This window comes from Nocardia aegles, from assembly GCF_052545135.1.
The window spans coordinates 112,688-134,714 of the sequence record NZ_JBQWRI010000005.1 but is presented as its reverse complement, the minus strand read 5'-3'; the positions used below and the strand labels follow the sequence as shown (position 1 = coordinate 134,714).

The window sequence follows — 22,027 nt, the reverse complement described above, 5'->3', positions numbered from 1 at the left end:
CGGCCTCCGGCCCCGGCTCGGCGCCGCCGGACGGTGCGCCACGCACGCCTAGAGGGTGTCTCAGCCGATCCGTCGTCGACAGGTCACCGATCAACACCATATGCACCTCCGCTGCGAACCTCAGCGAGCACATCTTCGGGCCCGGCAATAGATAACGAGCTGGTTGCTGAACCGAGGCTACTCGGGTGAGAAGGGGTCTCGGAAGCGGCCAGCGGCATAGTTTCCTCGATGTTCATACGTACGATCGGCCCGGCGCGAGCATTCGCACCGGGCCGATCAGAGCACCGTCCGCCGGGCAGTGACGGACGGTGCCGGGAGCGCCGGACCTCCCGACAAGGTCGGCGCCCTGTCAACCCGAGTGGCGAGGGAAGGCGACTCGGGTCGTCAGGTGAACTCGCCTCAAGCGTCGCGCTGGTTCACCACGACCAGGGATGCGCCGAAGACGATCGCGACGAAGACGGTGAAGTACAGCAGGCTGCCCCAGGGTCCCCAGTGCCAGTTGGCCGTGGACGGGGAGGCGCTCATGAAACGGTTCGCGTTCGCGAAAGGCAGGAACGGGGTGACGTTGCGCCCGAAGCTGCCGAACGCGCCGAGCAGCCCCTCGATCACCAGCGGCCACAAAACGATCAGCGAGATCGCCGCCGCGGACTGCCGTACCAGCACGCCGACACCGACCGCGAGCAGCACGCACAGGAATGCGTAGATCGGGATGGCGTAGACCTCGCGCCAGTCGGCCGCGCTGGACAGGGTGAGGGCCGCGCCCGCTTCCGGTCCGCTGATGGCCTTGGCCACCACGTAGGCGAGGAACGACAGGACAATGGTCAGCAGCGCGCCGTACACACTTACCAGGCCGGCCTTGGTGACGATGACTTTGGCCCGATGCGGCGTCGCCTGGAACGTCGTCCGGATGATGCCGAAGCGATATTCGCTGGTCACGGACAAGGTGGCCATGATCATCAGGACCATCACGCCGATGCCGCTGACCCCGACCGCCGCGGTGGCGACGGTCAGGTCGATCGCGCCTTCCGTGCCGTAGGACGCACGCGCCACCGAGGCGAGCAGCGCGGCCATGCCCAGCGCTAGGGCGATGACGATCGCCGAGCACCACCAGGGCGACCTGGTGGAGGTGAGCTTGATTCGTTCCGCTGCCAGCACGCCCATCAGAGCGCACCTCCCATCGCTGTGTAGGAGCCGCCGTCGGTGGGGACCGGCGAATCGAAGCCTTCGCCGTGGTACTGCACCACACCGCCGGTCATCCGCATGAACGCCTCTTCCAGCGACGCGCGCCGCGGGGCCAGTTCGAACAGGGTGATGTTGTTCTCGCCGGCCAGCTTGCCCACCGCGTCACTGGTGACGCCCGCCACCATGAGCGCCGGTCCGTCGGTGCTCGCGCCGTCCTCGCGGACGGTCATGCCATTGGAAGTGAGCACGCTGCGCAGCTGATCGAGCTGCGGGCTGCGCACCCGGACCGACTGCTCGGAGGCGCGTTCGATGAATTCGTGGGTGGTGGAGTCGGAGATGAGCTTGCCGCGTCCGATCACCACCAGGTGCTCGGCGGTCTGTGCCATCTCCGACAGCAGATGACTGGAGACCAGCACCGTGCGGCCCTCGACGGCCAGTCGCTGCATGAACCGGCGGATCCACAGGATGCCCTCCGGATCGAGGCCGTTCACCGGCTCGTCGAACAGCAGCACCTCCGGGTCGCCGAGCAGCGCGCCGGCCAGGCCGAGCCGCTGCGACATGCCGAGCGAGAAACCGCCCGCGGATTTGCCCGCCACCTCCGACAGGCCGACCAGCCGCAGCACCTCCTCCACCCGGGACCTGGCGATGTCGTTGGAGGCCGCCATCCACTCCAGATGGGCCCGCGCCGACCGGTTCGGATGCACCCACTTGGCATCCAGCAACGCCCCGACGGTGCGCAGTGGATGGTCCAGCTCGTGGTAGGGCCTGCCCTTGATCAGGGCCGTGCCCGCGGTGGGTCTGTCCAATCCGAGGATCATGCGCATGGTGGTCGATTTGCCCGCGCCGTTCGGTCCGAGGAACCCCGTCACCTGCCCGGGCCGAACCGTGAAGGTCAGATCCTGCACCGCTACGGTCTGCCCGTAGTGCTTGGTGAGGCCTTTCAGCTCGATCATGCCGCCCAGCATTCCGCACATCGCGGGCGCGCGCGTCGGTAATTGGTGCCGAGTCGCATCATCCTCGAGGATGAGGGATGGCATAGGGCACCCCTAAGGGTCGAGGTCGACGGCTCACCGGCTCTGCAGTTCGGCGACGCCGGGATTCACACCGCGAGCGCGATCACGGCGGCGAGCTCGGCCGCCGCGTCGAGTAGCGCGCGGGAGCGAGCCGTGATGCTCGCGTCCCGGGCCGCCAATGCCGTCTCGACGTCATCGGATCGGTGGCCGCGCGGCAGGTCGGGCATCAAGGTCTTCAGCGTGTCGACGCGGTATCCGGCCCTGCGGAGCTGATGGACGATCCGGGCATCCCGGACCTGGGCGGGAGAGTACCGCCGCGCGCCCTGTACGGTCGCGCGATCCGGGACGACGAGCCCCTCCGCGTCCCAATGCCGCAGTGTCGACGGGCGCACGCCCAGTGCGTCGGCGAGTTCGGCGACGCTCATCGCGTCCGACGGGAGCACGTCGGCGATCGGCTCGGCGGCGATCACCTCAGCCGCCTGCTTGGCGAGTGCCAGATCGGTGCGCTCCCGGTCGAGCCGGGCGTGTGCCGCATCGAGCCGGGCCAGCACCTCGGGAAACGGTTCCTCGTGGACGGCGCGAACGATGCGCTTGGCCTCGACGGGGCCGACGCCCGCCGCCAGCGCCCGATAGGCGAGTGCGGAACGCACATGCACCTCGCCGTATCTGCGATAGCCGGTCGCAGTGCGTACAGCGGTCGGAAGGACGCCGTCGCGTTCGAGGTTGCGGATCTGCTGTACGGAGTACCCGACTTGCCGCGCCACGTCGGCCGTGCGCAACGTGGAGTTGCGACTGATCACGCCATTTGACCTGCATCTCTCACTCAAAGTCGCCACAAGCACCTTAATGAAACGCTGGAACACATGACCATCGACGAGATCATCGGCTTCGTCTGCGCCCTCGACGGAGTTCGCGCACTTCGCCCCGGCCCCGGTGACGGCTCACCGGAGATCAGCTGGGGCGACACGTTCTTCTACTACTCGCCGGACGGCGCCGTACCGAAGGCGACCCAGCCCTTCGCGACGATCGTCACGAAGAACTACCCCGGCGACGAAAGTTCGGGACTGGACCGCCCCGATGCATTTCGCGTCAACATCGCCGCCGGAAAAGAGGCTTTCACCCACTGGACCGGCCACACCCCCCGCGAACCATTCACTCCCGACGATCCGAGCGCGGTGGACACTGTGATCCCCCACCCGGTCTACGCATCGGCCGGTTGGCTGGCAGTGATCAACCCCGGCGCCCGAACCGACGAACCCACCCGCGTCCTCCTCCGCACCGCCTACGAACTCGCCCGCTCCCGCCGCGCAGCTCGGACATAACGGACCGCGAGTGGCACATGGTCGCGGCGAAGCCCGAGAAGACTTTCCACCAGGTGCCACTCGCGGGGACGGTTACGGGTGTTCGATTTCGTCGGGAACCGGGGTGAAGTAGCCGACCGCGGCGCCCAGGAGGGCGCCGAAGATGGCGCCCGGGATGATGCCGATCAGGAGCGGGAGGCCCAGCAGCGCGCCGATGAGGGCGCCGATGCCTGCCGCTTGGCCCGCTCGCTGCAGGCGGTACTGGTCTCCGGCGTAGCTGATGTCCGTGCCGGTCGGCACGGCGGTGTTGGTCAGCTCCAGACGGTGGCCGTCGTCGGCGACGACGGGCACGAGCGTGATCTTCTGTTCCCCGATCTGGTGGGCCAGCGGAATCGTGGCCACCGGCGCGCCGTGCTGGTCGGCGAGGGTGACGGTGTCGCTGGTGAGGGAGAACCGGCCGTCCGCGACCGTGGTCACCAGGCGGGCGTCGCTGCCCAGCACCGACCGGTACTCGATCCCGTGATCAATTCCCTGATCCGTCAGCACCGCCGCGGTGTCCGCGGCGGGGGCCGGCGCGGGCGACCCGTAGGCCGTTCCCGCCGTAACAGCCATGGCACCGATCGCCAGAACGGCCGTCGCGACGTACTTCTTCATATTCACTTCTCATCCCCTAGCTATCCGGTCACTCGACCGGAACAGGACAACATAACCGATCTTGTCCCGACGCCTCACAGCGCCGGGGACGACGCCTGGGCCCAGAACCGTTTGGGGATGCGTCCGGCCAGGCGAGCGGTGTATCCGGCGCGGACCGCGTCCGCCATCGCCGCGGCCATCAGCTCGGGGTGCTTCGCCCTGGTGACGGCCGTGGCCAGCAAGACCGCCGAGCAGCCGAGTTCCATCGCGAGGGCGGCATCGCTCGCGGTGCCGATGCCCGCGTCCAGGATGACCGGGACCTTCGCTTCGGCGACGATCATCTCGATGTTGTGCGGATTGCCGATGCCGAGGCCGGTGCCGATGGGCGCGCCCAGCGGCATCACCGCCACGCAGCCCGCCTCCTCCAGGCGGCGGGCCAGGATCGGGTCGTCGCTGGTGTAGGGCAGCACCACGAACCCGTCGTCGACGAGTTGTTCGGCGGCGGTAAGCAGTTCGACCGGGTCCGGTAGCAGAGTGCGCTCGTCGGCGACCACCTCGAGCTTCACCCAGTTGGTGTCCAGCGCCTCCCGGGCCAGTTGCGCGGTGAGCACGGCCTCGGCCGCGGTGCGGCAACCGGCCGTGTTCGGCAGCGGCGCGATGTCCAGCCGCTTCAGCAGGTCGAGCACGCCGGTACCGCCCGCGGCATCGACGCGCCGCATGGCCACGGTGGTCAACTCGGTGCCAGAGGCGATCAGCGCCTGCTCCAGGACGGCGAGATTCTCCGCGCCGCCGGTGCCCATGATCAGGCGGGAACCGAACTCCCGGTCGGCGATCCGCAGCGGGGCGTCGGACCCGGCGGATGCCGTCGCCGCCTCAGCCACCTTGAACCGCCGTCAGCACCTCGATCTGCCAGCCGCGCCCGACCGGTTCGTCCCAGCGCGATTTGGGGAATACGGCTCCGTCCACCGCGAGCGCGACACCCCGACTTGGTAATTCGAGGCGTTCCAGCAGCTCACGCACGGTGAGCGGCTCGGCGAACTCGTGCTCGTCGCCGTTCACCGTGACACCGATGGGGACGGATGACAGCGTCATCGAATTCCTCCTACAGTCGTCGGAAACCGTTGCGGGTCGGCTACTTCCGCTTCGGGCAGCATCGCCCCGCCGAGCAGGCTCGCCACCGCGTCCACCGTGAGCGGCAGTGTCAGCATGCCGTTGCGGCCGTGCCCGGTGGCCGCGACGATCCGGTCGGTGAGCCGGCCGATCAGCGGGAGGTTGTCCGGGGTGCCCGGCCGGGAACCCGCGCTCGCTTCGGCGAGTTCGTATTCGCCGATGCCGGGGAACACCGCCTCCGCGTCGGCGATCAGGTCACGTACGCCCGCGACGGTGACCGCGGTGTCGAAACCCGCCTCGTACTGCGTTGCGCCCACGACGATCCCGTCGGCGCGCGGCACCAGATACACCGCGCGCCCGTGCACTCTGGCCCGGATCACCCGGCGCGGCGCGGGGGCGACACCGGGCCGGTGGCGCAGGCGCAGGATCTCGCCCTTGACCGGGCGGACCGGCAGCTCCGGCCACAATGCCGCCGACGCGGCTCCCGCCGCGAGCACGACTTGGTCGTGCGGAAGTTCCGTCAGCGCGGCTACCGACTCGGCGCACACCACGACGCCCGCCGCCGCGGCGGCCTGCCGCAGCGCGGCGACCAACTTGCGATTGTCGATGGCGGGTTCGGCCGGTGCGAGCAGCGCGGCCCGCACCGTCCTGGCCAGGCCGGGTTCCCGCTCGCGCACACCCGGGCGGTCGAGCATGCGCAGCTCGTGCCCGCGCGCGCCGACCCAGTCGGCCACGGTCCGCAGGTCGGCCGCGTCGGCCGCGTCCAGCGCGACGGTCATGGTCTCGTCGGCCACGAAGACCGCGACACCGGTCGCGGCATCGAGCCGGGCAGCGAATTCCGGCCAGCGGGCCAGCGACGCGGCGCCGAATTCGAGCACCCGCTCCTCGCCGGGCCAGCCCTCCGACAACGGTGCCAGCATGCCCCCGGCCACCCAGGAGGCCCCGGTGGCGATCGCCGGATCGAACAGGGTCACCGACCAACCGGCCTCCGCGGCCCGCCAGGCCACGGCGAGCCCGACAGCGCCGCCACCGACGACGGCCAGAGTCCGCATCCGATCCACCTGCCTCCTGTTTCGCATCCCCACGGTAGCGCGGCTACGGTCGAGAGCGTGCAACCCTCCCACCCCAATCGACCCGCCTCGCCGCGGGAGCGTCTGGCGAACGCGCGCCTGTACCTGTGCACCGACGCCCGTCGGGAGAAGGGCGATCTGGCCAACTTCGCCGAGGCCGCGTTCGCAGGCGGAGTCGACATCATCCAGCTCAGGGACAAAGGATCAGCGGGCGAGGCCGAATTCGGCCCGCTGGAGGCCAGGGCCGAACTCGGCGCGCTGGCCGAACTGAAGGCCGCCGCGCGCAGGCACGGCGGCCTGGTCGCGGTGAACGATCGCGCCGACATCGCCCTCGCCGCGACCGCCGACGTGCTGCACCTCGGCCAGGGCGACCTGCCGCCCTGGTACGCGCGCCGGATCCTCGGGCCCGACGTGGTGATCGGACGATCCACGCACAATCGCGCGCAGGCCGGGCTCGCCGCGATCGATGAGCACATCGATTACTTCTGCACCGGGCCCATCTGGGCGACCCCGACCAAACCCGGCAGGCAGGCGGCGGGCCCGGAATTGATCCGCTCCACCGCGGACGCCCATCCCACCCGGCCCTGGTTCGCGATCGGCGGGATCAACGCCGAGAACCTCGCGCAAGTGCTGGAAGCCGGAGCCGAGCGAGTCGTCGTGGTGCGTGCGATCACCGAGGCGCGCGATCCGGAAGCCGCGGCGCGCGAGCTGAAAACGGCCCTGCTGGCGAACGCGTGAGCGCCGCGGTCAGGAAAGCACCTGCCCGCGGGTGAACGACAGCGCGGTCTCCACCGCCGTGTTCCCGTTCGACGCGGGTTCCGCGGCCGCCGCGTCCGGCTCGTCGACGATCCTGGCGTAGTCGCCCGGCCCAGCCGGATCCGAATGCAGCCACACGAAACCGAAGTCGGCGAGGTCGAGCGTGCGCGGCAGCGCCGCGGCGACGGCTCGGTCGTCGCCGAGGTCGGCGAGCAGCACCCGCGCCGGTGCGGCACGCAGGACGGGCCAGGAGACGGCGAAGCCGGGGTGCAGTGGACGGGCGTCGACCTCGTCCTCGGGAACCCAGGCCAGCTCGGTGCTCTCGCGATTGCCGGTGGTCGGCAGGGTCATCGCCGCGTCGGCGACGACCGTGGTGTAGGTCCAGCCGCTCAGGGCCGACGCCGTCACCCGCTCGCCACGCACCCGGACGGCGGCGGGATCGATGCCCGCCTCTTCCCACGCCTCGCGGACCGCCGCGCGCACGGGCGTCTCGTGACTGTCCCGCGCACCGCCGGGCAACGCCCAGGTCCCGCCTTGATGACTCCACGGCGCGCGGTGTTGCAGCAGCACCGCGGAACCACCATCGGCCAGCGGAGCGCGCAGGAGAAGCCCGGCGGCGCCGAAGCGCCCCCAGTGCCGCAGCCCGTCCGGGCTATGCGACCAACCATCACCGTCACCACGCATGTCCTACCCATCCTCGTCCAGCCGCGGCAGCGCCCACCCGCCGTCTCCTCCCAATCGAGGGTGTTTCACACGCCGCGGCGCCCGTATGACCACAATAAACTCCGCACCAACACGCACGGATCGATCGGATATCCGATCGATCCGTCGAGAAATCCGCGTACGCGGCCCAAACTGGGGAGGTGGACATGGCCGGCTCCGAACCGACGACGGCCGAACTCCGGCCGTCGTCCGCGCCCGAGCCCGCCGGCCGGGACGACCCGGGCGGCCTGAGCGTCGCGGTGGTGCGCGAACGTCTCGACCTGGCCGATCTGCGGTCGTTCGCCAATTCCTCACCGGGACGGCTGATCGCGCTAGGGCTGCTGCTCATCGGATTGTGCCTGGCCGCGGGCTCGATGACCGCGGCGACGGTCGGTGAACGACAGCAGAGCCTGGATGTGTTGCTGCTGGACACCGAACCGAACGCGCACTCCGCGCTTCGGCTCTACACCTCGTTGTCGATCGCCGACGCCGCGGCGAGCACCGCGTTCATCGCGGGTGGCCTGGAGCCGCGGGCGGTGCGGGACCGCTACACCCAGGCTCTCGGCGAAGCGGCCGCGGAATTGGTGACCCAATCCGACGCGGCGAGCGATCCGGACGCGCGGCTGCGCACCGGCATAGTCACCGGCCTGCCGGTGTACTCCGGTCTGGTGGAAACCGCACGGACGAACAATCGCAGCGGATATCCGGTCGGCGCCGCGTATTTGAGCGAGGCGTCCAACCAGATGCAGACGACGCTGCTACCGATGGCCGAGGAACTGCACAATCATCGCTCGGCGGCGGTGACCGACGCGCAGCGCGACCACGTGCGCCCGCCGTGGTCCGCGATCGGGCTGCTGCTGCTCACCCTCGGCGTGCTCGTCTGGGTCCAGCGTGATCTCGCGCGCCGTTGGCGGCGGGTATTCAATCCGGGCTTGGTGCTCGCGTCGGCGGCCATGCTGATCCTGCTGGCGTGGACGGTGATCGCGGGTTCGGTGTCAGCGGCGGCGATGATCAGCGCCCGCGACGACGGCGCGGTGCCCTCCTCCCGGGTGACCGAGAGCCGAATCCTGGTGCAGCAGGCCCGCGCCGCGGAGACCTTGAAATTGGTGCGCCGCGACGCGACCGGCGACTACGACCGCACTTACGACGCGGACGTCGAACGGCTGGCCGATCTGATCGGCAAGTACCCCGGTTCCGCACCGGCGGCGAACGAAATGCGCAATGCCTTACCGGCGCTGGCGCGCTGGCGGGCGGCGCATCAGCGCATGAACGACGCGCTGGCGAAGGGCGATTTCAACAACGCGGCCGTAGTGGCGACCGGTCCCGGATCAGCGGACGCCACCGTGCAGGTGGAGGCGCTGGACCGTTCGCTCGAGCAAGCGGTCGCCGCGACCAGGGACACGTTGCGCGGCAAGATCTCCCAGGCGGCGCGTATCCTGGACTTCCTGGGCGCGGGCGCGATGGTGCTCGGCATTCTGGCGGCAGGCTTGGTGGGACTGGGCATCTGGCCCCGGCTTCGGGAGTACCGATGAGATCCGCGCGCGGCATTCTGGTGACCGCCCTCGCCGTGCTGACGCTGGCGAGCGGCTGTGCGAGCGATTCCGGCGCGCCGGTGTCGAGCAAGACGCCGAAGTACACCGATCCCCCGTTGCCGGCCAAGGCCGTTGCCGTGCTCACCGATTCCCCCGTCCCACCCGCGGCGGGCGCGTCGCGGTGCGGGGACCCGACCGCAGGCCTGCGTCCGACCGGAGCGGGCGCGGCGGCGCGCGGCGCGGCGATCGACGCGATCCGGGCGCGGGGCAGGCTGCTCGTCGGATTGGACACCGGCAGCAATCTGTTCAGCTACCGCGACCCGATCTCCGGCGCCATCGTCGGTTTCGACGCCGACATCGCCAGGGAGGTGGCCCGCGATCTGCTCGGCAGCCCGGATCTGATCGAATTCCGCAGCCTCGGCTCCGCCGAGCGGGAGACGGCGTTGCAGAACCGCACCGTCGACCTGGTCGCCAAGACCATGACGATCACCTGCGAGCGGCGCGAGAAGGTCACATTCTCCACCGTCTATCTGCGCGCCAACCAACGGGTGCTCGCGGTGAAGAACTCCGGGATCCGCAGCCTCGCCGATCTGGCGGGCCGACGGGTGTGCATCGTGTCCGGCACCACGTCGCTGGAGCACATGCGCCGCGACCAGCCCGCCGCGACCATCCTCACCGTGCCCAGTTGGGCCGACTGCCTGGTGGTGCTGCAACAGCGCCAGGTCGACGCGGTGAGTACCGACGACGCCGTGCTCGCCGGTCTGGCCGCGCAGGACCCGTACACCGAATTGGTCGGCGGCAGCATCAGCGAGGAGCCGTACGGCATCGGCATCACCAAGGGCAATGACGACCTGGTCCGATTCGTCAACGGCACGCTGGAACGCATCCGCAACGACGGCACTTGGGAGGGGCTGTACCAGAAATATCTCACCGCCCTCGGCCCCGTACCCGCTCCGCCCGCACCCACTTATCAGGACTGACGGGTCGATGAGCACACGGCCCGCCCCCGAGCCCGACCCGGACGAGAACGCCACGGGAGGACCCGGCCGGGCCGACGTATTCGAGGCCGGCCCCACCGCGGCGGCCGGGCCGCACCGGAACACGGCGGCGACACCGCCGCGCGCCGGCCATGCGGACCCGCGACAACTGGGGGCTCACGCTGGAGCGGGGCGGCGCGCACGCGCGGATCGGGAAGCGACATCGAGCACGGCGGCATGGACACACGACCCCACCGAACGGCAGGAGACAGCGGGAGCGCACGAAACCCAGGGCATGGCGGCGTACGAGCCGGCGACCGCGGACGAGACCCGGCGCACGGATTCCACGCCCGCGTCGGGTCCGCAGCGCACCTCCGGACGCAGTGTGCGCACCGCGCGGACCCGGCCCGCGGTGCGGCGGCTGGGTGCGGGGCTGGTGCCGATCCCGACGGTGACGCCCGCGGACCCGCGTGACGCCGTCCTCACCGGCGCGGTGGTCTCCGAGGGCAAGCGATTCTGCTGGCGCTGCGGCAAACCGGTGGGCCGGGCGACGGCGACCCGGCCCGCGACCACCGCGGGCACCTGTGCGACCTGCGACGCGCCCTTCGACTTCCGCCCCACGCTGTACCCGGGCGACATGGTGGCGGGGCAGTACGAGATCCAGGGCTGCATCGCGCACGGCGGACTCGGCTGGATCTATCTGGCGATCGACCGCAATGTCAGCGACCGCTGGGTCGTGCTCAAGGGGCTGCTGCACGCCGGTGACGCCGAAGCGCAGGCGGTCGCCGTGGCCGAACGCCAATTCCTCGCCGAGATGGCACATCCCAGCATCGTCAAGATCTACAACTTCGTCGAGCACACCGGCGCGGACGGCGTACCCGTCGGCTACATCGTCATGGAGTACGTGGGCGGCCGGTCGCTGCGCGACATCCTCGACTCCTACGAACGCCCGAAACGCATGCCGGTCACCGAGGCGATCGCCTACCTGCTGGAGATCTTGCCCGCACTGGACTACCTGCACTCGACCGGGCTGACCTACAACGACCTCAAACCCGACAACGTGATGGTCACCGAGGACCAGGTGAAACTGATCGACCTCGGGGCGGTCGCCACCATCGAAGCGTACGGAAACCTCTACGGCACCAGAGGGTTCCAGGCGCCGGAGATCGCGCGTACCGGACCGACCGTGGCCTCCGACATCTACACCGTCGGACGCACGCTCGCGGTGCTCACCCTGAACCTGCCCGCGCAGCACGGACGCTACCTCGACGGCATACCCGACCCCGCCGACGAGCCGGTGCTGGCGCGCTACCGGTGCTTCCACCGCCTGCTGCTGTGCGCGACCGACCCGGACCCGCGACGCCGCTTCCCCTCCGCCCGTGCGATGTCCGCTCAGCTGGCAGGTGTGTTGCGGGAGATCCTCGCGCTGGAGACCGACACCGAGCACCCGCAACTGTCCACCGTCTTCACGCCGCCGCGGGCCGGTTTCGGCACCGAGGAATTGATCAGCCAGATCGACGCCTACACCGACGGCCGCCCGCGCAGCAGCATGCTGGACGCCCTGGATGTGGTGGCCGCGTTGCCTATTCCGCTGCTCGATCCGGCCGACCCGTCGGCGCCCCTGCTCGCGGCCGCCGTGCATCCTGACCCCGTCCACGCGTTGGAGGCGCTGCGGCAGGTCCGGGAACGAGCCGAGGCCGATCCCGGCAACGTCCCGGAGACGCTGGATCTGGAACTCACCCTCGCCGAGGCGAGGATGCGGCTCGACCTGCGCGAGTCCGCCACGGTGCTGGACCTGCTCACCCGGCTGCCCGAACGAGAGTGGCGGGTGAGCTGGTATCGCGGCATGGCCGAATTGCTCGACCGGGAATACGAGCGCGCCTTCACGAACTTCGACGAGGTCTTCCGCGTGCTTCCCGGCGAACTCGCCCCCCAGCTGGCGCTCGCCGCGACCGCCGAACTCGTGCTCCAGCATTGGGATTCGCCGGATCCCGAGCAATGGCGCGGCTACGCCGAGCAGGCTTACGAGACCGTCTGGCGCACCGATCGCACCGTGGTGAGCGCCGCCTTCGGGCTGGCCAGACAACTGGCGGCGGACAAGCGGGTGGACCGGGCGGTACAGGCGCTCGACGCCGTGCCCGCCGCGTCGCGGCATTTCACCACCGCGCGGATGACGGCCGTGCTGCTCATGCTCACGGCCGTGCCGGTGGCCGATCTCGACGAGGCCGCCCTGCACATCTCGGCGTCCCGGGTGCTGAGCCTGCCCGCGGGCGAGAGTCGGGCGGCGCAGATGCGGGTACTGGTGCTCGGCGCGGCTCTGGCGTGGCTGCAGGCGGGCAACACGCCGAAACGCCCCGATGCCACGCTCTTCGGCGCGCCGTTCACCGAACGCGAACTGCGGGCGGGCGCCGAGGCGAGCCTGCGCTCGCTGGCTCGCGCAGCGCCCAACCGCAGGCACCGCTACGCGCTCGTCGACCTGGCCAACTCCATTCGCGCGAAGACCTGGATCTAGCCGTCGACCAGGTGCCGCGCGGCGCGGGCGATGGCCAATTCCTCGTTGGTCGGCACCACGAGCACGGCGACCGGTGCGCCGGGCGGGGAGATACGCCGCGCGGCACGATCGTGCGCGGTGTTGGCCGCCGGATCGACCTCGATGCCGAAGCCGCTGAGACCGGCCAGGGCGTCGGCGCGCACCTGCGGGCTGTTCTCGCCCACTCCGGCGGTGAAGGTGATCGCGTCGACCCCGCCGAGTTCGATCAAGTACGCGCCCAGGTAGCGCCGCAGCCGATGGATGTACACGTCGTAGGCCAGCCGCGCGGCCTCGTCCCCGCTCTCGATGAGGCGGCGCAATTCGCGGAAATCGTTGACGCCGGACAGGCCCTTGAGCCCGGAATCCCGGTTGAGCAGCGTGTCGATCGCATCGATGTCGAGGTGCGCGGACCGCGCCAGGTGCGCCATGATGCCGGGATCGAGATCACCGGACCTGGTGCCCATCACCAGACCTTCCAGCGGCGTGAGGCCCATGCTGGTGTCGATCGGATGCCCCCCGCGGATGGCCGACGCCGACGCTCCGTTGCCGAGGTGGAAGACGATCTGATTCAGCTCACCGGGGTCGCGCCCGAGCAGCTCGGCCACGCGGCCGGACACGTACTCGTGCGAGGTGCCGTGAAAGCCGTATTTCCGGATACCGTGCGCGGCCGCCACTTTAGCGTCGATGGCGTAGGTCTTGGCGGCGGCGGGCAAGCCGTGGAAGAACGCCGTGTCGAACACCGCGACCTGCGCCACCCCGGGCAACAGTGCCCGCGCGCTCTCGATCCCGGCGACGTTGGCCGGATTGTGCAGCGGCGCCAGCGCGGCGAGCTCGGTGATCGCGGCCACCACGTCGTCGTCGATCAGGGTGGGGCGGTAGAACACCTCGCCGCCGTGCACCACCCGGTGCCCGACCGCCCGCACGCCTTCACGTACCAGGTCGTGGCCCGTCGCGGCGAACATGTCGAAGATCAGTCGCAGCCCGGCGGCGTGGTCGGCGATCCGCTCGCGGCGCTCGATGCTCGCGCCGTCGGCGCGATGCTCGATCCCGCCTTCGTCCTCGCCGATCCGCTCGACCGTGCCCGACGCCGCGACCACCCCCGAATCCGGGTCCACCAGCTGGTATTTGATGGACGAGGACCCGGAGTTGATCACCAGCACCATGTCATCGGCCGTCTCGCTCATCATGCCTCCTGTGTCCCGTGCGACCGGCACACTCGCTCGGCGACCACGATGACGACGCGCTCGTTCCTGCACGCGGCGGCGACCGCCCGCATCAGTTGTCCTGCGCCTGGATGGCGGTGATCGCCACGGTGTTGACGATGTCGGCCACCAGCGCGCCGCGGGACAGGTCGTTGACCGGCTTGCGCAGACCTTGCAGCACCGGCCCGATCGCGATCGCACCCGCGCTGCGCTGCACCGCCTTGTAGGTGTTGTTGCCGGTATTGAGGTCGGGAAACACGAACACCGTCGCGCGCCCGGCCACTTCCGAATCGGGCAGCTTGGCGTCGGCGACGGTCGGTTCGATCGCGGCGTCGTATTGGATCGGCCCCTCCACCGGCAATTTCGGTGCGCGCTCACGCGCCAGCTCGGTCGCGACGCGCACCTTGTCCACGTCCGCCCCACTACCCGATTCGCCGGTGGAATACGACAGCATCGCGACCCGGGGCTCGATGCCGAAGCGGTCGGCGGTCGCCGCGGACGAGATCGCGATATCGGCCAGTTGCCGTGCCGTCGGATCCGGCACGACCGCGCAGTCGCCGTACGCGAGCACCCGGTCGGCCAGGCACATGAGGAACACGCTGGAGACGGTGGAGACACCTTCCACCGTTTTGATGATCTCCAGCGCCGGGCGGATGGTGTGCGCCGTGGTGTGCGCCGCGCCGGAGACCATACCGTCGGCGATCCCCTGGTACACCATCATGGTGCCGAAATAGGAGATGTCGGCGACGGTTTCACGTGCCCGCTCCAGCGTCATGCCCTTGTGTTCGCGCAGTGCGGCGTATTCGGCGGCGAACTCCTCCAGGTAGCCGGAGGTGCGTGGGTCGAGCACCTGCGCGGCGGAGATGTCCACCCCGAGTTCGGCGGCGCGGGCGCGCACCGTCGTCTCCTCGCCGAGGATGACCAGATCGGCGATCTTGCGCTGTAGCACCCGTCCGGCCGCGCGCAGGATACGGTCGTCGTCGCCTTCCGGCAGCACGATGCGCTTGCGATCGGCTCGCGCGCGTTCGATGAGCTGGTACTCGAACATCTGGGGCGTGACCACCGCACTGTGCGGAACATCGATGCGCCGCAACAGTTCCGCGGCATCCACGTGTTCCTCCATCAGAGCCAGAGCGGTGTTCACCTTCCGCGGGTTGCCCACGGACATGCGGCCGCGGGTGCGGTAGGCGGCGCCCGCCGTGTCGTAGGTGCCGAGCTCGGTGGTGAGGATCGGCAGCTTGGGCTTCAGGCCGTCCATGAGCCGCGCCACCGCCGGATGCGGCAGCAGGCCGCCGTTCATGACGATGCCGGACAGCGACGGAAAACCCTCCGCCTCATGCGCGTTCACGACGCTGAGCAGCACGTCGGACCGATCGCCCGGCGCGATCACCACCACACCCTCCGACAGCCGCTCCAGGATGTGCTCCGCGGTCATGCCACCGACCATGACCTTCAGCGCCTCGCGGTGCAGCAATTCCGGATCGCCGCTGTACATCTCGCCGTCGATGGCGGCGCACAGCTCGGCCATGGTGGGGGCGATCAGCAGCGGCACCTCGGGCAGGGTCCAGGACGGGACATCGAACCCGGTCAGCGCCGCGGCCACCTCCGCCAACCGCTGTGGGTCACAGCGGTTGGCGATAATGGCGACCAGCCGCGCGTGCTCGTGGGCCAGTTCGGCCGCGCACAGTTCGGCCAGCTGCCGCACCTCGTCCCGGGTGCGCCCCGCACCGCGGAGCACCAGTAACACGGGTGCGCCCAGATTGACCGCGATCCTGGCGTTGAAGCGCAGTTCGCTGGGGCCGGCCACGTCGGTGTAGTCGCTGCCGACCACGACCACCGCGTCGCACAGCTCGGCCACCTGGTGGAAGCGCAGGACGATCTCGCTGATCGCCGCGTCCGGGTCGGCGTGCACCTGCTCGTAGGTGGTGCCGATCGCCTGCGCGTAGTCGATGTCGGCCGTGCTGTGCTCGAGCAGCAGTTCGAGGATGTAGTCGGGCTCGGTGGTCGAGCGTGTGATCGGCCGGAAAACCCCGACTCGCGCGGTCGTCGCGCACAGCGCCTGCAGCACCCCGAGAGCCACCGTCGACTTGCCGGTATCGCCTTCGGGCGAGGCGATGTACACGACGGATGGAGCGTTGTCGGCCATGTCCGAGAGCTTAGTGAACCAGCGGCGACCGGACCCGATCACACCACGGTGGCCTCGGCCGAAAAGACCTCGCCGTGGTGTGCCGATCGCGGACGTCAGACCAGAGCGCGCAGGCGGGGGGCCAGGTCGCGTCGGAAGAGGTCGAGGAAGCGGCGCTGATCGTGGCCGGGGGCGTGGAAGACCAGATGGTTGAAGCCCGCGTCGAGGTACGGCTTGATCTGGGCGACCGCTTCGTCCGGGTCGCCGGCGACGATCCAGCGCTTAGCGATCTGTTCGATCGGCAGCGCGTCGGCGGCGGCCTCCATCTCGATCGGGTCGGTGATGCTGTGCTTCTGCTCCGCGGTGAGCGACAGCGGAGCCCAGAACCGGGTGTTCTCCCTGGCCAGCTCCGGATCGGTGTCGTAGGACAGCTTGATCTCGATCATCCGGTCGATGTCGTCGACGCTGCGCCCGGCCTTCCCCGCACCCTCGGCGACGGCGGGCATCAACTTCTCGGTGTAGAGGTCCATACCCTTGCCCGAGGTGCAGATGAAGCCGTCGCCCGCGCGTCCGGCGTAGCGCGCGACCAGCGGACCGCCCGCGGCGATGTAGATCGGGACACCGCCCTTGGGCACGTCGTAGATGGAGGCGCCGACGGTCTTGTAGTATTCGCCGTCGAAGTCGACGCGGTCACCGGTCCACAGGGCGCGCATCAGGTCGACCGCCTCGCGCAGGCGCGCGAAACGCTCCTTGAATTCGGGCCATTCGCCGGTGTACCCGGTGGCGATCTCGTTGAGCGCCTCACCGGTGCCGACCCCGAGCATGACGCGATCCGGGTACAGGCAACTCATGGTGGCGAACGCCTGCGCGATCACCGCGGGGTTGTAGCGGAACGTCGGAGTGAGCACCGACGTGCCGAGCTGAATGCGCTGGGTGCGCTCGCCGACCGCGGCCAGCCAGGCCAGCGAGAAGGGCGCGTGTCCGCCCTTGTGCCGCCAGGGCTGGAAGTGGTCGCTCACGGTGGCGCTGTCCATGCCGTGTTCTTCGGCCGACACCGCGATCTCGACGAGTTCCCGGGGACCGAACTGCTCCGCCGATGCTTTGTATCCGAGCTTGAGTCCGCTCATCTGCCACGCTCCTCGCGTTTCGTTTCGCCACCATCGCGATCCGTCATCGACAGTAGTCAACACTGCCGCCCGTCGCGCCGACGGGCCGACGCGGATGATCTTCACGGCGGAGAACGCCCGCCGGGGGCGAATCGCTTCCCCGGTGGCCGCCGCGGGTGATAACGGATAATGGCCGCGTGACCGCAGACGACGAGCCGATCCTGTCCTACTTGACCGATATGGACGGCGTGCTGGTGCACGAGGACCACCTCATCCCGGGCGCCGACAAGTTCCTCGCCGAACTGCGCGCCAACGACACGCCCTTCCTGGTGCTGACCAACAATTCGATCCGCACGCCGCGCGATCTGCAGGCTCGGCTGCGGCACACCGGGCTCGACATCCCGGAAGCAGCGATCTGGACCTCCGCGCTGGCCACCGCTACTTTCCTGGACGAACAGCGTCCCAACGGCACCGCTTACGTAGTGGGCGAATCCGGCCTCACCACCGCGTTGCACGAGATCGGCTATGTGCTGACCGACAGCGACCCGGATTACGTCGTCCTCGGCGAGACCCGCACGTACTCCTTCGAGGCGATCACCACCGCGATCCGGCTGGTCGAGCGAGGCGCCCGCTTCATCGCGACCAACCCGGATCCGACCGGCCCGTCCCGTGAGGGCTCGCTGCCCGCCACCGGCTCGGTGGCCGCGCTGATCACCCGCGCCACCGGACGCGACCCGTACTACGTCGGCAAGCCGAACCCGCTGATGATGCGCTCCGCGCTGCGTCGGATCGGCGCCCATTCCCAGTCGACGGTGATGATCGGCGACCGGATGGACACCGACATCATCTCCGGCCTGGAAGCGGGCATGCGCACCATCCTGGTCACCTCGGGTATCTCCACCCGCGCGTCCTACGAGGCCTATCCCTACCGCCCCACGATGGTGGTGGACTCCGTCGCCGATCTGATCGGGAAGACCAAAGCCCCGTTCACGGACTGATCGCCGCGCCCCCGTGGCAGCAGACCCCCTGCCGATCCGCCGCGAACATTACGGTGGACGCATGCGAATCTCGGTGGCGGCGGACGAGCGGGTCGGTGTGGCCGCGGAACTGGTCGACGAACTGGTCGAGCGCGGCCACGAGATCGTGCCGCACGGCGCGCTGTCCGAGGAGGAACGCGACGACTGGGCCTGGGCCAGCGAAGCGGCCGCCCGCGACGTCGCCTCCGGCCGCGCCGACCAGGCCGTCGTCTGCTGCTGGACCGGTACCGGCGCCTCGATCGCGGCCAATAAGGTCGCCGGGGTGCGCGCCGCACTCTGCGCGGACGCCTCGACCGCGGCGGGCGCCCGCACCTGGAACGACGCCAATGTCCTTGCCCTGAGCCTGCGTTCGACCTCCAGCGCCGAACTCCGGGAGATCCTCGACGCCTGGTTCACCACCGAGCCGAGCTCCGCTCCGGACGACCGGGCGAACATCGCCCATCTCGCCGACATCGAACGCGCCGGCGATACCTGAGGAAAGTACGGCCGCCTCGACCTGCGGCGGGGCGTCGACAGCGCCTGAGGCGCGGCTCCCGCTTTCGATATCGACGACTCCCGGCGATACGGTCGAGCCATGTCCGTTCACAGGCCCGGTGGCACGTTCGGGAACTATCGCCTCGAACGCTTGCTGGGCCGTGGCGGCATGGGCGAGGTGTGGCTGGCACATGATCAGCACGGCCGCGCCGTGGCACTCAAGGTGCTGTCGGCGGCGTATACCGCCGATTCGCTCTATCGGCAGCGGTTCGAGCGGGAAGCTCGGTTGGGCGCCACGGCGCGCAGCCCGCACATCGTGCCCGTCCACGCGTTCGGCGAAGTAGACGGCCATCTGTTCTTGGAGATGACCTACATCGACGGTGTCGACCTCGGTACCCGGCTGAAGTCCGGCCCACTGCCGTCGGATCGGGCCGTCGACGTCATCGCCCAGGCCGCCGCGGCGCTGGATGCCGCGCACGCGTCCGGACTGGTGCACCGCGATGTTAAGCCGGGCAACATCCTCCTGCACACCAGCGGTTTCGTGTATCTGATCGACTTCGGTATCGCTCGCGCCGCCGACGGCACCGCCCTCACCGCCACCGGGCTGGTGGTGGGCACGCTGGGGTACATGGCGCCGGAGCGCTTCACCGGAACGGTGGACGCCAGGTCCGATGTCTATTCGCTGGCCTGCGTCCTCTACGAAACCCTCACCGGGCAACCGCCCTTCGGCACGGGCGATCCGGCCCAGCAGATGCGCGCCCACCTGATGGCCGAACCGCCCCGCGCCGCACGGTCCGCCCCCGGCGTCCCGGCCGCGCTCGACGATGTCATCGCCAAGGGGATGGCCAAGGAGCCCGACGCACGCTACGGCAGCGCGGGTGAATTCGCCGCGGCGGCGTCGGCAGTCCTGAACCGTTCCACGCCCGCACGACCGAGCCCGCCGGTCGCTGGTTCCACGGCACCTCGCGGCCGCACGCCGACCCGGGTCATGCATGCCCCCACCTCGGCGCAGCCGACGCCCGAGGTCCGGCCACCCGCCGCGCCCGGGCAGCACGGTCCTCGGCTGAAGCCGCGATGGTTGATCGCCGCCGCGGCGGCGCTCGTCGCCACTCCGGCGCTGTTTCTTCTGGTCGACGGCATCGACATGGGGTCCGCGCCGGTCGCGGGAACGACGACTCGCGCAGCTGCCCCATCGAGCGATTCGCTGCCACCGGCCGGCGGGCAACCCGCGAGTTCCGTACCCGCCGTGCGTGACGGGAACTTCGCTTTCACCGTGACCGACGTGGTTTACGACGCGGCAGCCGCGAGTGGTGCCCGCACGATCGTGACGCTGACCGTCACCAACCTGTCCGACCACGAACAAACCCTCGCCATCGCCGACCAACGGTTGGTCACCACCGGCGGCCACTCGCTGCCGCCCGACCCGGCCGGCACCGCCGAACTGAACCCGCCCGGCGACGACTTCGCGCGCCTGGCTCCCGGCCGCGGCGGCACGATACGGCTGGCCTTCGACCTGCCCGGCAAGAACAAGAACGGCAAGAAGAACGACAAGAAAGACGAGGTCGCGACCCACGTGGTTCTGCACGGCGCGCCGTCGTCACCCGGCGTCACCGTGCCGATCCGCTGACCGCCGCTACACCGTCGCGATCAAGCGAGGGCTTGGTCGAGGTCGCCGAGCAGGTCTTCCACGTCTTCCAGGCCCACCGAGATGCGCACGACGCCATCGGACAGGCCGATGGTGGCCCGGCCTTCGGGGCCCATGGCGCGGTGTGTCGTTGTCGCCGGATGGGTGATCAGGGTCTTGGCATCACCGAGGTTGTTGGAGATGTCGACGATCCGCAACCGGTTGAGCACTTCGAACGCACGCTTCTTCGCCTCGTGCTCGGACGCGTTCAGCTCGAAGGTGACCACGGTGCCGCCGCCGCTCATCTGGCCGGTGGCCAGCGCGTGCTGCGGATGCGATTCCAGGAACGGGTATCGGACCCAGCTGACGGCCGGGTTGCTCTCCAGGAAGCGGGCGATGCGCAAGGCGGACTCCGCCGAATGACGTACCCGCAGCGGCATCGTCTCCAAGCCCTTGAGCAGCGTCCACGCGTTGAACGGGCTCAGCGCCGGACCGGTATGGCGCATCAGCGTTTTCACCGGGCCGTCGATGTAGTCCTCGGCGCCGAGGATCGCGCCGCCGAGCACGCGGCCCTGGCCATCGATGTGCTTGGTGCCCGAATAGACCACCACGTCGGCGCCGAGCTCGAAGCCGCGCTGCAACAGCGGGGTGGCGAACACGTTGTCCAGGACGACTTTCGCGCCCGCCGCGTGCGCCAGCTCGCTCACCCGCCGCACGTCGACCAACGTCTGCATCGGGTTGGCCGGCGTCTCGAAGAAGACCGCCTGGGTGGGCACCGACAACGCCCGTTCCCACTGGTCGAGATCCTCGCCGTCGACGAAGACCGTCTCCACGCCCCAGCGCGGCAGGATCTCGTTGCACACCACGAAACACGAGCCGAACAGGCTACGTGCCGCGACGAGCCGGTCGCCCGCGCCGAGCAGGGCGCCGAGCGCGGTGAACACCGCGGACATGCCGCTGGCGGTCGCGAAGCACGCCTCGGCGCCGTCGAGCAGCCGCATCCGCTCCTCGAACATGGCCACCGTCGGGTTGCCGTAGCGGGAGTAGACGAAGTGTTCGACCTCGCCGGTGAACGCGGCCTCGGCGGCCTCGGCGCTCTCGTAGACGAAGCCGGAGGTGAGGTAGAGCGCCTCCGCGGTCTCCTCGAAACCGGAACGCCGCAGCCCGCCGCGCACGCCGAGCGTCGCGGGGCCGACGCCGTCGGGCAGCGGCTTGTCGAACGCGCCGCCGGTGATCACGACTGCCGCCAGGGCAGTCCGAGGGCGCGCCAGCCGGAGCCGCCGCGATGCCCGAATTCGTCGAGCGGGCCTTCGAAGCCCTCGAGCACGTTGTAGGAGGTGTGGTAGCCGGCCGAGGTGGCGGCGATCGCCGCGCCCACCGAACGCTGACCGGAACGACAGATGAAGACGACGGGCGCCCCCGGGTCGTGACCGTCGAGCGCCTGCTTCAACTGCTCGACGAACGCCTCGTTGCGCGCGCCCGTGGAATCGACCCACTCGACCAGCACGGTCGGCCGTTCGATCGAGCTCGTGTCCGGTACACCGACGAACTTCCATTCCGCTTCCGTCCGCACGTCCACGAGGACGGCTTCGGGATGGTCCCGCAGCAGCTCCCAAGCCTGCTGCGGGGTGATATCACCGGCATAACTCATGT

21 protein-coding genes are annotated in these 22,027 nt (G+C 69.8%); 8 read left to right on the top strand and 13 right to left on the bottom strand.

The window, feature by feature from the left end; all coding sequences use genetic code 11:
- Nucleotides 1-399 precede the first annotated feature (399 nt).
- From ACT89H_RS16300 to ACT89H_RS16290, 3 genes are all read right to left on the bottom strand, one after another.
- Entirely contained in the window at nt 400-1,161 is a 762-nt protein-coding gene (locus ACT89H_RS16300; protein WP_445109465.1) for an ABC transporter permease, read from the bottom strand.
- Nucleotides 1,161-2,135, bottom strand: coding sequence for an ABC transporter ATP-binding protein (locus ACT89H_RS16295; RefSeq protein ID WP_445109464.1), 975 nt, complete (start codon nt 2,133-2,135; stop codon nt 1,161-1,163). Before ACT89H_RS16295 ends, ACT89H_RS16300 begins: the two co-directional genes overlap by 1 nt.
- 146 nt (nt 2,136-2,281) lie before the next feature.
- Nucleotides 2,282-2,995: a MerR family transcriptional regulator gene (locus tag ACT89H_RS16290; RefSeq protein ID WP_445109463.1), complete on the bottom strand. Its 714-nt coding sequence runs from the start codon at nt 2,993-2,995 to the stop codon at nt 2,282-2,284.
- 63 nt (nt 2,996-3,058) lie between these two features.
- Here ACT89H_RS16290 and ACT89H_RS16285 point away from each other — a divergent pair, with 63 nt between their 5' ends.
- The gene (locus tag ACT89H_RS16285) at nt 3,059-3,517 is read left to right on the top strand and encodes a DUF6194 family protein (RefSeq protein WP_445109462.1); all 459 of its coding nucleotides are present in this window, start codon (nt 3,059-3,061) and stop codon (nt 3,515-3,517) included.
- Nucleotides 3,518-3,589: 72 nt separating this feature from the next.
- On the opposite strand, the gene ACT89H_RS16280 is transcribed toward ACT89H_RS16285, so the two are convergent.
- The 4 genes from ACT89H_RS16280 to thiO form a co-directional block, all read right to left on the bottom strand.
- Complete coding sequence (locus ACT89H_RS16280; RefSeq protein WP_445109461.1) at nt 3,590-4,150, bottom strand: DUF8020 domain-containing protein; 561 nt, start codon at nt 4,148-4,150, stop codon at nt 3,590-3,592.
- Nucleotides 4,151-4,224: 74 nt separating this feature from the next.
- The gene (locus ACT89H_RS16275; RefSeq protein WP_445109460.1) at nt 4,225-5,010 is read right to left on the bottom strand and encodes a thiazole synthase; all 786 of its coding nucleotides are present in this window, start codon (nt 5,008-5,010) and stop codon (nt 4,225-4,227) included.
- Nucleotides 5,003-5,221 (bottom strand): sulfur carrier protein ThiS, encoded by a 219-nt coding sequence (gene thiS / locus ACT89H_RS16270; protein WP_039802606.1) that lies wholly within the window; start codon nt 5,219-5,221, stop codon nt 5,003-5,005. Before thiS ends, ACT89H_RS16275 begins: the two co-directional genes overlap by 8 nt.
- Entirely contained in the window at nt 5,218-6,291 is a 1,074-nt protein-coding gene (gene thiO / locus ACT89H_RS16265) for a glycine oxidase ThiO (RefSeq protein ID WP_445109459.1), read from the bottom strand. Before thiO ends, thiS begins: the two co-directional genes overlap by 4 nt.
- A gap of 57 nt (nt 6,292-6,348) precedes the next feature.
- Between thiO and thiE the strand changes: the two genes are divergently transcribed.
- Nucleotides 6,349-7,047 (top strand): thiamine phosphate synthase, encoded by a 699-nt coding sequence (thiE, locus tag ACT89H_RS16260; RefSeq protein WP_445109458.1) that lies wholly within the window; start codon nt 6,349-6,351, stop codon nt 7,045-7,047.
- A 9-nt stretch (nt 7,048-7,056) separates the two neighbouring features.
- Here thiE and ACT89H_RS16255 read toward each other — a convergent pair whose 3' ends face one another.
- Nucleotides 7,057-7,749, bottom strand: a complete 693-nt coding sequence (locus ACT89H_RS16255) for an NUDIX hydrolase (protein WP_445109457.1) — start codon at nt 7,747-7,749, stop codon at nt 7,057-7,059.
- A gap of 185 nt (nt 7,750-7,934) precedes the next feature.
- Between ACT89H_RS16255 and ACT89H_RS16250 the strand changes: the two genes are divergently transcribed.
- Genes ACT89H_RS16250 through ACT89H_RS16240 form a run of 3 tightly spaced genes read left to right on the top strand, consistent with a single transcriptional unit; the run spans nt 7,935 to nt 12,788 of the window.
- On the top strand, nt 7,935-9,299 hold the full coding sequence (locus ACT89H_RS16250; RefSeq protein WP_445109456.1) for a GlnX family signal transduction membrane protein: 1,365 nt from the start codon (nt 7,935-7,937) through the stop codon (nt 9,297-9,299).
- Nucleotides 9,296-10,279, top strand: a complete 984-nt coding sequence (locus tag ACT89H_RS16245; protein ID WP_445109455.1) for a glutamate ABC transporter substrate-binding protein — start codon at nt 9,296-9,298, stop codon at nt 10,277-10,279. The genes ACT89H_RS16250 and ACT89H_RS16245 overlap by 4 nt, the downstream gene beginning before the upstream one ends.
- A 7-nt stretch (nt 10,280-10,286) precedes the next feature.
- Entirely contained in the window at nt 10,287-12,788 is a 2,502-nt protein-coding gene (locus ACT89H_RS16240; RefSeq protein WP_445109454.1) for a serine/threonine-protein kinase, read from the top strand.
- Here the strand turns inward: ACT89H_RS16240 and ACT89H_RS16235 are convergent.
- From ACT89H_RS16235 to fgd, 3 genes are all read right to left on the bottom strand, one after another.
- A complete protein-coding gene (locus ACT89H_RS16235; RefSeq protein ID WP_445109453.1) occupies nt 12,785-13,990 on the bottom strand; it encodes an acetate kinase in 1,206 nt (401 codons plus the stop codon). The genes ACT89H_RS16240 and ACT89H_RS16235 overlap by 4 nt on opposite strands.
- Nucleotides 13,991-14,081: 91 nt before the next feature.
- A complete protein-coding gene (gene pta / locus ACT89H_RS16230) occupies nt 14,082-16,154 on the bottom strand; it encodes a phosphate acetyltransferase (RefSeq protein ID WP_445109452.1) in 2,073 nt (690 codons plus the stop codon).
- A 95-nt stretch (nt 16,155-16,249) separates the two neighbouring features.
- Nucleotides 16,250-17,260, bottom strand: coding sequence for a glucose-6-phosphate dehydrogenase (coenzyme-F420) (gene fgd / locus ACT89H_RS16225; RefSeq protein ID WP_445109451.1), 1,011 nt, complete (start codon nt 17,258-17,260; stop codon nt 16,250-16,252).
- 218 nt (nt 17,261-17,478) lie between these two features.
- On the opposite strand from fgd, the gene ACT89H_RS16220 reads away from it, so the two are divergent.
- The 3 genes from ACT89H_RS16220 (at nt 17,479) to ACT89H_RS16210 (ending at nt 20,377) form a co-directional block, all read left to right on the top strand.
- Nucleotides 17,479-18,237 carry an HAD-IIA family hydrolase gene (locus tag ACT89H_RS16220; RefSeq protein WP_445109766.1) on the top strand — a complete coding sequence of 253 codons (759 nt, stop codon included), beginning with the start codon at nt 17,479-17,481 and terminating at the stop codon, nt 18,235-18,237.
- 61 nt (nt 18,238-18,298) lie between these two features.
- Nucleotides 18,299-18,751 (top strand): RpiB/LacA/LacB family sugar-phosphate isomerase, encoded by a 453-nt coding sequence (locus ACT89H_RS16215; RefSeq protein ID WP_445109450.1) that lies wholly within the window; start codon nt 18,299-18,301, stop codon nt 18,749-18,751.
- A gap of 99 nt (nt 18,752-18,850) precedes the next feature.
- Nucleotides 18,851-20,377: a serine/threonine-protein kinase gene (locus ACT89H_RS16210; protein ID WP_445109449.1), complete on the top strand. Its 1,527-nt coding sequence runs from the start codon at nt 18,851-18,853 to the stop codon at nt 20,375-20,377.
- Nucleotides 20,378-20,397: 20 nt separating this feature from the next.
- Here the strand turns inward: ACT89H_RS16210 and ACT89H_RS16205 are convergent, their stop codons facing one another.
- Nucleotides 20,398-21,612, bottom strand: a complete 1,215-nt coding sequence (locus ACT89H_RS16205; protein WP_445109448.1) for an O-succinylhomoserine sulfhydrylase — start codon at nt 21,610-21,612, stop codon at nt 20,398-20,400.
- Nucleotides 21,609-22,025, bottom strand: coding sequence for a rhodanese-like domain-containing protein (locus ACT89H_RS16200; RefSeq protein ID WP_445109447.1), 417 nt, complete (start codon nt 22,023-22,025; stop codon nt 21,609-21,611). Before ACT89H_RS16200 ends, ACT89H_RS16205 begins: the two co-directional genes overlap by 4 nt.
- Nucleotides 22,026-22,027: the final 2 nt, after the last annotated feature.